Consider the following 10,518-nt stretch of genomic DNA (forward strand, 5'->3'; position numbering starts at 1 on the left):
TTGCTATTGGTCGGATTTTTTCGTTTGCAGAAACTTATTCTTTTTTGATTTCCTCTGGTTCTGGTTCTTTTTCATACAAACCGGAAATGCTGCGATACCATTCAAATAAGTGGGTAATCACCACTTTGGCGGCTGCATAGACAGGAATCCCGAAGATAACGCCGATAACACCAAAAAGTTTTCCAGAAGTCAGCAGAACCAACAGAATTGTTACCGGATGGATCGACAACTGACTGCCTAAAACCAACGGCGAAATCAACCGTCCTTCAATTGTCTGCTCGATGACAAAAACAATCAAAACCTTTACCAGCATGAAAGGTCCCACTACGATTGCCAGAAAAACCACTGGAACCATTGCCAAAAATGAGCCTAAGTAAGGAATCAAATTTAAAAATCCTGCGATGATTCCCAAAGTAACGGCATACTCCAATCCAATGATTGAAAAACCAATGATAAACATAATTCCTACGGCCAACGCAACCGTCAACTGCCCACGAATGTAGGAAGAAACTTGTTCATTAACCTCTTTTAAAACTTTCAAAGTTGGTTTTCGCAAGCGAGTCGGCAAAAATTTCACAAAATAAGGTGCAAGGTTACGTCCGTCTTTCAATAAATAAAAGAGGATAAACGGCATCGTTAAAATCGCCACCACCACTGTTGCCACTGCACCGACAAAATGACCGATATTTTCAATCGTTGATTTTGAAAAATCCTGAATAAAAGCAGTCAACCAACTCATTACTTTATCGCCGTATTCTTCGACTTGATCTTGAATCTGTGAAAAAATCGGATCATTCAATATTTCCTGTACCTTATCATCCACCACTGTCAGATACCCGGGAAAATTTTCGGCAAAGCTTAACGATTGCTCACGGATTTTTGGTACAATGACCACAATTCCCCAAACAAGCAAGCCAATCAACAGTAAAAACAGCAAAGTGATACTATAAACACGTTTTAACCCTTTTTTCTCTAAAAAATCAACTGCCGGATTCATCAAGTAATACAAAATTCCCGCCATGACAATGGGCAGACTCACAACACCAATAAATTGAACCACTGGTGTAAACAGATACGAAACCTTTGTAAAAGCATTGAGAATCAACAGGATCAGCAGAATAATCAGCAATGCTGTCACAAATTGATTATTCAAAAACCATTTCCAAAACCAGGAAAGTTTGTGTTTGTCTTTTCGTTCCATCACGACCTCCTATGGATAAGTAACTGTCATCCCGACTGCAATTTTCGGTAACGCATCTGGTGCTAAATAGACCCCGTTGGCGATCACATTGGTTTCCGGTACTTCGTCAAAAACAAAGGTCACGTGTTGCAATGAGTGCAGATTTTGATTGACAGTATTTCCGGTAAAAGTCACCACATAGGATTTATCTCCAAAAGTAATTTGGTCTCCTTGCTTGATTTCGATGGTTTTCGGATCTGAAATCTCCTGAATCACCGAATAACGTTTCAAGCCCTCCGTCGCGCCGTCTCCGAAGAAAAGCAAAATTTTTTCATTTTCATCGATGGCTTCTTTGCCAATCGCAACGATTTTTCCTTTTGTCATAGCTTCGATCTCCTTTCGTCCATTCAAAAATATTATAACACAGTCGATCATTTGGTGAACGCTGACAATCCTTTATATGGTAAAATAAAAGAGTATTCATTTCTTAGGAGGTAGCTTATGTTAAAAAAAATATTGCTTGGTACGTATACTCGCCGAGAAAGCAAAGGCATCTACTCAATCGTACTAGACACCGAAAAAGAAACACTGGAACAATTAGAACTTGTTGCATCAGAAAATAGCCCAACCTATCTTGCCCGCAGCAAAGACAGCAATACTTACTCGGTAACTTCCGTGGAAGGCCAAGGCGGTTGTGCGGCTTACAATGAGAATTTTACCTTTTTAAATGCCATTACCGAAGAAGGTGCTCCCCTTTGTTACGTCTCCGTTGACGAACCACGTAAATTAGTCTATGGCGCCAACTATCACAAAGGGGAAGTCAATGTCTACCGCATTCTGGCAGACGGCTCTTTGGCAGCATCAGATGCTTTGTACCATGACGAACCGACCGGCAGCCACGAAAATCAAGACAAACCCCATGTCCATTATACTGACCTAACACCAGATGGGCGGCTGGCTGTTTGCGATCTTGGTACAGATCGTGTGTACACCTACGATGTTTCCATCGAAGGCAAACTTTCAGAAGTTGCCGTTTATGTTGCAGAAGACAAAACTGGTCCCCGTCATTTGGCGTTTCATCCAAACAAAGAAATTGCTTATCTTTTTGGTGAATTGGACAGTACGATTACAGTACTGCGTTACAACAAAGAAGATGGCAGCTTTGCAGCGTTACAAAAAATTTCTACCTTGCCGGAAGATTTTCATGAATTTAATGGTGGGGCTGCCATTCGTGTTTCCAATGACGGTCGCTTCGTTTATGCATCAAACCGAGGACATAATTCCATCGCTGTTTTTCAAACGGCAGACAACGGACAACAGCTTGCCTTTGTTCAACACATTTCTACAGAAGGCGACTTTCCACGGGATTTTGCCTTAGATCCAAGCGATCACTATCTCGTAGCAGCGAATCAAAACAGCGACAATTTGACTCTTTACCGTCGCGACAGCGAATCTGGTAAATTAACTCTGCTTCAAAAAGATGTCTACGCACCGGAAACCGTTTGTGTTTTATTTGAAAACTAATGGAGGAATCTTATGTTTACGAAAACCCCTGTAGAATTATTGCTTAAGGATTTTTCTAATCTGTTGAATAAATGCCAATCGGTGTACGACTTGGTGCTAAGCCGCCGCTACAACGAAAATCTGGCTATTTTGACGACTGCCGAGGCCTATGCCATTGCGGAAAAAACCTATGTCCGCTGTGATCAAAATCCCCAGTTGCAAACAACCGAAGTGGAAAACTTCATCAATGCTTTCGATGATTTTTATTTTGAACTAAAGCAGGTGTTGTTCCATGCGGATGATGACCTGCCTTCCCTTGAGAAACGTTTGGCAAAAATGCGGGATGAGTATGAAGCCTTGACCGCTGCCTTTCAGCTTTTTTAAGACGAAAGAAAGAAGGAACTCTGAATGAATCAAGATGAAGTTGTTGCACGTTTGAAGGAAGAATTAAATCTCCCTTTTTTTAACGGAAAAGTCGAAGCCAAAGAATACAGCGAAGAAGATTATCAAAAAGTAAAAGCTGATTTGATCAAATACTTCGACGACTACGTTCGTAATGTTGAAAATTAATCAAAAATAAAAAAACGCCAAAACAACCGTTCTTGCGGGCTGTTTTGGCGTTTTTCTTATTCTGGCTGCAACGTAACGATCTGTGTTGCCACATTTTGTAAAAACGTTTCATCATGCTCTACGATTAGCATCGTTGGTTGAATTTCTTGAATAATCTGCTCCAACTGTTCTTGATTGAAGACATCCAAATAATTCAACGGCTCATCCCAAATAAATAGTTCTGCGGGTGTTGCCAAAGATTTTGCCAGCTCAACTCTTTTCCGCTGACCCATACTCATTTGCTCAATTCGATTTTGAAAAACGGTTCGCTCAACACCTAATTTACGCAAATTGTTTAATAATTCTTGATAGGACAAATGATGTTCCTCTGCAAATTCTGTCAACGTCCCCCGATTGTCCTCATAATTTTGCCGAACATAACTGATAGCAACATTTTGCGGACGGAGAATTTTCCCAGTTGCTTCTCCGTTAAATTGTCCCAACAAATAATTAATAATGGAAGATTTTCCTGATCCGTTTGCTCCCCGTAAGGCGATACGTTGCCCTTTTTCCAAATCAAAGGTGATTGGGGCAAACAGGGGCTTTTCATAGCTTAACTGCAGATTTTCGACCTGCAACAGTGATTTATGATAACTCGGCTGAAAATTCATCGTTAACGGGTCGATATACTCGATATCTTTTAACAGTTTTTCTTTTTCCGATACCTGATCGGTCATACGTTTCACAATTGCCTTGGAACGTTTCATGGTGCGGGCAGCATCCGCACCGATAGCTCCTTTATTCGTTCGTCGGGCTTCCGTGTCGATAAACCCTTTTTTCTTTTTCGTTTTATCTCCTTCACGGGAACGCGACCATTCTGCTTTTTCAGCGGCAGTTTGTTTCAAACGTCCAATTTCTTTTTTCAGCTTGGCATTTTCTTCCTGCTCATGCTGATCCCGCAATCGTTTTTGTTCTTCATAAACCGAAAAATTACCCTGATACAAAACCAGCTGACTTTTCTCGATAGATAAAATATGATCCACGACTCCATCGACAAATCGTCGATCATGACTGACCACGATAAACCCCTGCCGTTTTTCCCGCAAATAATCCGCTACCTGTTGCCGGGCAACGATATCCAAGTGATTGGTGGGTTCATCGATCAAGGGGAAATTCACATCGTCTACAAACAATAAAGCCAATAAAACTTTTGTCTGTTCTCCCCCTGAAAGGCTGGAAAATTCCCGCCATAAAATTTCCGGGTCCACCTGCAGCAAATTCAGCTCCCGTTCGATCTTCCATTGCTCAAAATCGGATAATTCCTGCAAGACATAGTAGGTCAACTGCTGCTTATCCTCAATTTTTTGAGGAAAATAAGTGAAGGTCATTTGATGCTCGATTTTCCCGCTGTAAGGCAGTTTTCCCCTCAATAAATTCAGTAGTGTCGTTTTTCCTCGACCATTTCGCCCAATCAAACCCAATTTCCAATTGGTGTCAATCATTAGATTTGTGTGGTCAAAAAGATTGATTGTCTGACTATCAAAGCCAAACGTTAAATTTTTAATTGTAATTGTCATTTTTTTCATCACCTCAATAAAAAAACCTCTCCTATTTTCAGGACAGGCTTTCACGGCAGACGGATAGACAAAAAAGACCCCACCAATTGAAAAACCACACCAATCCTGAAAATCTGCACACTGTCCCCATAAATTATTGAATACATCATAAATTAGGCACACTCTTAATGCAGCTTCAATCAATTGGTTAGTTTTTCAACGCAGGATCCCTCATTTCGTTTTTAATAAATTTAGAATAGCACGAGATTGCTATTTTGGCAATTCTAACTTCTTCACTACTTCCTCTTTACGAAACAAAACCATTTTTTTAATCAGTTCCGTCGGTAATGGCTGCGTATAGACAAACTGAACAGCACCTTTTGAAGAAGGGTAATTTATCAGCTCTTCTTGAAACTGTGCAATCGCTGAAGGTGTCGGATAAAAGCCCAGATGTTTTTTCGCTGCAGCAAAATGCACTAGGTTTTCATGAAAATAAAAAGTTGGCATTCCGTAGCTGATTTTTTCTGTTGCATCCGGTATTAATTTCTTAATTAGTTGATAGACTTCGTTTAAAATCGCCTGATGCTCGGCTGGTGCTTCATGGATATAATGCTCGATAACGGTCAAAAGACACGACCTCCTTTTTTCAGAAAAGAGTAGCATATTTTAAGAAGAAGGACGAATAAAAGAGAATTAAATGACGAAATAAAATCATTTCATAACAGACATAAAAAAACCATTGGGTCGGTTAAGCCCAATGGAAAAAGGAGTAATTACTCTTATAAGGAGTAAAATGAAAAATAAAAAGGTTGTTGTTGGTTATGAGTTAAGTATAGCGGTTCTTTTTATTTTTGTCCTAAAAATAACGTTATATTTAAATTAGATAACTCTCGTTTTTTGGATACGTTTTATTTCAGCAACAGACTCGTCATCCGTTGAATCGCAAAAGAAATTTCGTCTGTGGCTTCGTCTTGTTTTTTCTCTGAGGCATCAAATGCCGCCACATCAATTCCTTCTACTTGGAGGCTGGTCGTCATTTCTTCACAGCCGGCAACATATTTAACATATGAACGTTCAAATTTTTTATGGATTCCCATTACTTTTGCCGGTGGACGCAAATTGCTGATCTGTTTCAGCATGTCTTTGTATTTCACCGTTCCCTCGCTAAATAACGCAACAGTTTCTTTCAGTTGTTCTGCTGTGATTTCCGCTGTTTTATCCTCATCGATCGCTTTACGGATTGCTTCATAGCTGGGGTTCATTTTTTCACCGATTTCTTCGGTTGTTTTTACGATATCATTAATTGCTTGAACATAAAATCCTAAATTAGGTCTCACAAATTATTCCTACTTTCTGCTCTATTTATGGCTATTTTACCGTTTTTTTCGACTTTAGGGAAGAGTGACCGGCAAATTCTCACCGACCATCCTTTTTTTCTCCAAAAAGAGAAGTGCAAAAAATTCAGACTACCTGTTCATTTCCTCTGCAAGAACTCTTTTTCAACGCTAATCGGAGTAGATTTGGTGAAAAGGTGGTGCTTTTTTTATAAAAAAATAGGTACCTGTTAGTTACAGCTAACAGACATCCTCGGCTCGATTAAGTTTTTATTTATGTTTTCACCCATTTTGTAAACAAAACCACTAGCAAAACAACAGATTAAGTACCATCCAAAAAGCATCTCTTGACTAGTCAAACCATCTTTTTTCTACCCTATTTAAAATCATAATTGAACTTCTCATCTCAATCTATCTTTCATAAAAAAAGAAAAGCCCATTTAAAAGGCTTTTCTTTTACTTTTTATTTCAATCAATAGTTCTATTAGCTTTTGCCCATTGCCCGTTGGATTGCTTTGACGATTTCTACAATCGGGATGATTGCAAAGGATGAACCTAACACGATACCCCATTGATACAAATCAAGGTGTGCAACGCGGAAAATGTCATTTAATCCCGGAACAATGATAATGACCATCATTAACGCAAAGGACAACAGGATTGCCCAGTTGAAGGTCTTGTTGCGGAATGCTCCTACCTTGAATAATGATTGGTGAACAGACTTCACGTTAAAGGCATGGAACAATTGCATCAAACCTAATGTTGCAAAGGCCATCGTCAACGCATCCGCATGAATAGCATCATATCCTTCGTGCACTGGCCATTGAATGGCAGACCAGTATACAAATAGAACAGTTGCTGCTTCCAGCAACCCTTGATAAATAATACTGCTTAACACGCCACCTGAGAATAGGTTCGAATTGCGTCCACGAGGCTTGTGTTCCATCAAATCTTTTTCGGCAGGTTCCATTCCCAATGCGATAGCAGGGAATGTATCGGTTACCAAGTTGATCCACAACAAATGAATTGGTAATAGCGTATCCCAACCCCAAAGAGTTGCCAAGAACAAGGTTAAAACTTCACCTAAGTTGGCTGCCAATAAATATTGAACTGCTTTTTGAATATTTGAGAAAACTTTACGTCCTTCTTCTACCGCTACGACAATGGTTGCAAAGTTATCATCGGCAAGTACCATATCAGAAGCTCCTTTGGAAACTTCTGTCCCGGTAATCCCCATACCAATACCAATATCCGCCTGTTTCAAAGCAGGCGCATCATTAACACCGTCACCGGTCATGGCAACTACTTTGCCTTCTTTTTGCCATGCTTTAACGATACGAACTTTATGCTCAGGAGAAACCCGTGCATAAACAGAATATTTTTCTACATTACGTGCAAATTCTTCGTCGGACATTTGATTTAATTCTGCTCCAGTCAAGACTGCAGCATCGTCACCAGGTTGGATGATTCCTAAACGTCCGGCAATTGCTTCTGCCGTGTCCCGGTGATCCCCAGTAATCATGATTGGACGGATACCAGCTTCTCTAGCTACACGTACAGCATCTGCAGCTTCAGAACGTTCTGGATCGATCATGCCGACTAAACCAGCAAAAATCAAATCATTTTCAACAATGTCTGATTCCAAGCTTTCTGGAATTGCATCCACATATTTATAAGCCATTCCTAAAACACGTAAAGCTTGTTTTGCCATATCTTTGTTGTTTTCAAGAATTGTTTGTTCTTCTTTGTTAGTCATTGGTTTGATTTCATCAAAGATTTGAACTTTTGAAGCACGTCCTAGCAAGACATCAGGAGCACCTTTGACAGCTACTAAGTAACGTCCTTCTGCTTCTTTGTGGATTGTTGTCATCAATTTACGTTCAGAATCGAAAGGAATTTCGGCTACCCGAGGTTGTTCTTGAACTTTGGCTGTTACATTAAAGCCCTGATTATTCCCGAATTGAACCAAGGCTGTTTCTGTCGGATCACCAATCAAACTACCGTCTTGGGCAATTTTTGTATCATTCGCATAGTTCATAATCTTTAATGCCATATTGTCTTCAGGAATATGTTGTGAAGAGCTGTATTGGCGATCATTTGTATACAATTTCTCAACGGTCATTTGGTTCAGTGTTAGTGTTCCGGTTTTATCAGAAGCAATGATGTCTGTTGAACCTAATGTTTCTACAGCTGGCAATTTACGGATGACAGCATTTCGTTTTGCCATGACTTGTGTTCCCAATGCCAAGATGATTGTAACAATAGCTGGCAAACCTTCTGGAATTGCCGCAACGGCTAGTGAAATTGACGTCAACAACATGTCGCTCCATGAAGTATCGTTAAACAATGTACCAACAAAATACATAACAACAGCAATAACCACGATAGCAGCTGTCAGGAATTTACCTAAATGGTTCAAGTTGTTTTTCAACGGTGTTTCTGTTTCATCTGCTTGCGCCAACATTCCGGCGATTTTCCCTACTTCGGTATTCATCCCCGTATTGACAACGATCCCTTTTCCGCGACCGTACGTTACGTTACTATTTGAGAAGGCCATGTTGATGCGGTCTCCGATACCAATTTCCGTACCTTCAAGGACAACAAGTTCTTTTTCAACCGGCACAGATTCACCTGTCAATGCAGCTTCTTCGATTTTCATCGAATTAACTTCTACTAAACGCATATCTGCAGGAACAACATCTCCTGCTTCTAGTAAAACAATGTCCCCTGGAACTAATTCATCACTCTTGATGGTAATCGTATGCCCATCCCGCAGAACATTTGCATTTGGTGTAGACATTTCTCGCAAAGATTCGATGGCTTCTTCTGCCTTCGCTTCTTGCACAACCCCCATGATTGCATTAATGATAACAACCGCTAAAATAATCGCAGCATCCACGATTTCATGGGAAACTGCTGCAGAAATAACAGCCGCTACCAACAAGACAAGAATCATCAGATCCTTGAATTGCTCCATGAATTTTTGGAACATGGTTTTTTTCTTACCTTCATCCAATTCGTTTGGACCATATTGTGAAAGACGTTTTTTTGCTTCTTCACTCGATAGTCCATCGACGGTAGTATCCATCGCTTTCAATACTTCGCTGTCAGTTTGCGAATAGAAAGGTTGGTTTACCTGCGCTTTTTTGTTCGTTTCCTCTGCCAATGTTTCTCCTCCTTTGATTTTGTCGCTACACACCGCTCTATTTTTCAAAATTGAAAAAAAATAGACCTGTGTATGTAACGAACATACATAAGTCTCACTAATTAAGGCAACACCAGAAATTTCTTCCAGGATTGGTGACGTTGCCACAGCGTATGCTGCCAGTTACTCCCTCATGAAAATTAAATAATTACACCAATCATTATATAGTAGATTATCTGATAGGGCAACATTTTTAGATTTCTTAAAAATGCGCATTTTAGGAAAGAAATCAACAAATAATCTGTAGCAGTGAAAAAAACCTGCTCTTTAATGATGAGCAGGTTTTTCACTAATCGCTTTATTAGTATTTCAGTTTATCCTTATAGTGGTAGCTGCTATCCCGTTAGAAACATTTGCAGTAATTTCTGATTAAGCGGCTTTTTTTCTATAAATCAGATAGCCACCCGCTCCTAGGAAAAGAACACCTAAAAGTGTGAGTGCAGCATTTCGTGTTTCACCGGTTTTAGGAAGATTTTTCTCACTATTGGTATTTCCTTTTGAAGTACTTGTGCTTGTTGCCGTTGTTGAATCGTTGCTGGATGTCGTTGACGTACTGTCATCCGTCGAATCACTGGAATCCGTTGTAGCAATCGTCGCTGCTACTATCGTTTGCGAGAATTCTGCCGTATAACCATTTGCATCCGTCACCGTTACTAGTAATTGATTCCCTTCTATAAACTGAAGAGATTGAATATCTAATTGAACGCTACCGTTTTCATCTGCAGAGGCACTGATTATTGGATTTACTGCTTTTTGTTTTGAAATTTTTGACACATTGATTTTAGCAGAAGCAAGTGTTTTTCCAACTAAATACGTATCGCCTTCTTTCACTTGTTCAAAAGAAGTTGCTTCTTTAATTTTGGCGATTGCTTCATTTTGGATTTCTTCTGCTGATTTATAAGTTTTTCGTCCTTCGACAGATGCTGAGATTTCTTTTCCCATAGACTCTAACGTCTTGATATAGTTGACAAAAGTTTCTGTATCCGGCTGCATAGCATCTTTGTAAATAGCATCCCTAAAGCCGGCAAAACCGTCTCCTCCGCCAAATAAAAAGTCATTGATGACAACATTATATGTTTGATTTTCTTCAATCGGCGTTCCATCAGATTCCATCATCTGGTGAACCACAAACGGATGTTCCAAATCTGTGGTATCCGGGTTATCTGTTACCTAAAACTTGAAACATAGAAA

Annotated in this window: 10 protein-coding genes; 3 read left to right on the forward strand and 7 right to left on the reverse strand. The window is 39.8% G+C overall.

All coding sequences use genetic code 11. The annotated features are described in order from the left end of the window. Positions 1-34 precede the first annotated feature (34 nt). On the reverse strand, positions 35-1,201 hold the full coding sequence (locus tag BAU16_RS07460; RefSeq protein ID WP_161526834.1) for an AI-2E family transporter: 1,167 nt from the start codon (positions 1,199-1,201) through the stop codon (positions 35-37). A gap of 9 nt (positions 1,202-1,210) precedes the next feature. Then, on the reverse strand, positions 1,211-1,564 hold the full coding sequence (locus tag BAU16_RS07465; protein ID WP_048603884.1) for a PTS glucitol/sorbitol transporter subunit IIA: 354 nt from the start codon (positions 1,562-1,564) through the stop codon (positions 1,211-1,213). Between the two features lie 117 nt (positions 1,565-1,681). Between BAU16_RS07465 and BAU16_RS07470 the strand changes: the two genes are divergently transcribed. The 3 genes from BAU16_RS07470 to BAU16_RS13590 are packed head-to-tail and all read left to right on the forward strand — an operon-like array spanning position 1,682 to position 3,253. Next, a complete protein-coding gene (locus tag BAU16_RS07470) occupies positions 1,682-2,704 on the forward strand; it encodes a lactonase family protein (protein WP_048603883.1) in 1,023 nt (340 codons plus the stop codon). A 12-nt stretch (positions 2,705-2,716) separates the two neighbouring features. Then, positions 2,717-3,067 (forward strand): hypothetical protein, encoded by a 351-nt coding sequence (locus BAU16_RS07475; protein ID WP_048603882.1) that lies wholly within the window; start codon positions 2,717-2,719, stop codon positions 3,065-3,067. 24 nt (positions 3,068-3,091) lie between these two features. Further along, entirely contained in the window at positions 3,092-3,253 is a 162-nt protein-coding gene (locus tag BAU16_RS13590) for a hypothetical protein (RefSeq protein ID WP_171000827.1), read from the forward strand. Between the two features lie 56 nt (positions 3,254-3,309). Here BAU16_RS13590 and BAU16_RS07480 read toward each other — a convergent pair whose 3' ends face one another. From BAU16_RS07480 to BAU16_RS07500, 5 genes are all read right to left on the reverse strand, one after another. Next, complete coding sequence (locus tag BAU16_RS07480; protein WP_442896821.1) at positions 3,310-4,809, reverse strand: Lsa family ABC-F type ribosomal protection protein; 1,500 nt, start codon at positions 4,807-4,809, stop codon at positions 3,310-3,312. Positions 4,810-5,058: 249 nt separating this feature from the next. Beyond that, positions 5,059-5,415, reverse strand: coding sequence for an iron chaperone (locus tag BAU16_RS07485; protein WP_048603880.1), 357 nt, complete (start codon positions 5,413-5,415; stop codon positions 5,059-5,061). Positions 5,416-5,696: 281 nt separating this feature from the next. After that, entirely contained in the window at positions 5,697-6,125 is a 429-nt protein-coding gene (locus BAU16_RS07490; protein WP_048603879.1) for a hypothetical protein, read from the reverse strand. A 481-nt stretch (positions 6,126-6,606) separates the two neighbouring features. After that, positions 6,607-9,288, reverse strand: a complete 2,682-nt coding sequence (locus BAU16_RS07495) for a cation-translocating P-type ATPase (RefSeq protein ID WP_161526836.1) — start codon at positions 9,286-9,288, stop codon at positions 6,607-6,609. Positions 9,289-9,696: 408 nt separating this feature from the next. Further along, positions 9,697-10,443: an LPXTG cell wall anchor domain-containing protein gene (locus tag BAU16_RS07500; RefSeq protein ID WP_161526837.1), complete on the reverse strand. Its 747-nt coding sequence runs from the start codon at positions 10,441-10,443 to the stop codon at positions 9,697-9,699. Between the last annotated feature and the right edge of the window lie 75 nt (positions 10,444-10,518).

This window comes from Enterococcus sp. JM9B (genome assembly GCF_009933265.1).
GTDB lineage: Bacteria > Bacillota > Bacilli > Lactobacillales > Enterococcaceae > Enterococcus_C > Enterococcus_C songbeiensis.

Coding starts and splice junctions, on each gene's coding strand:
- BAU16_RS07460 (WP_161526834.1), bottom strand. CDS start 1,201: ATGGAACGAAAAGACAAACACAAACTTTCCTGGTTTTGGAAATGGTTT.
- BAU16_RS07465 (WP_048603884.1), bottom strand. CDS start 1,564: ATGACAAAAGGAAAAATCGTTGCGATTGGCAAAGAAGCCATCGATGAA.
- BAU16_RS07470 (WP_048603883.1), top strand. CDS start 1,682: ATGTTAAAAAAAATATTGCTTGGTACGTATACTCGCCGAGAAAGCAAA.
- BAU16_RS07475 (WP_048603882.1), top strand. CDS start 2,717: ATGTTTACGAAAACCCCTGTAGAATTATTGCTTAAGGATTTTTCTAAT.
- BAU16_RS13590 (WP_171000827.1), top strand. CDS start 3,092: ATGAATCAAGATGAAGTTGTTGCACGTTTGAAGGAAGAATTAAATCTC.
- BAU16_RS07480 (WP_442896821.1), bottom strand. CDS start 4,809: ATGACAATTACAATTAAAAATTTAACGTTTGGCTTTGATAGTCAGACA.
- BAU16_RS07500 (WP_161526837.1), bottom strand. CDS start 10,443: ATGATGGAATCTGATGGAACGCCGATTGAAGAAAATCAAACATATAAT.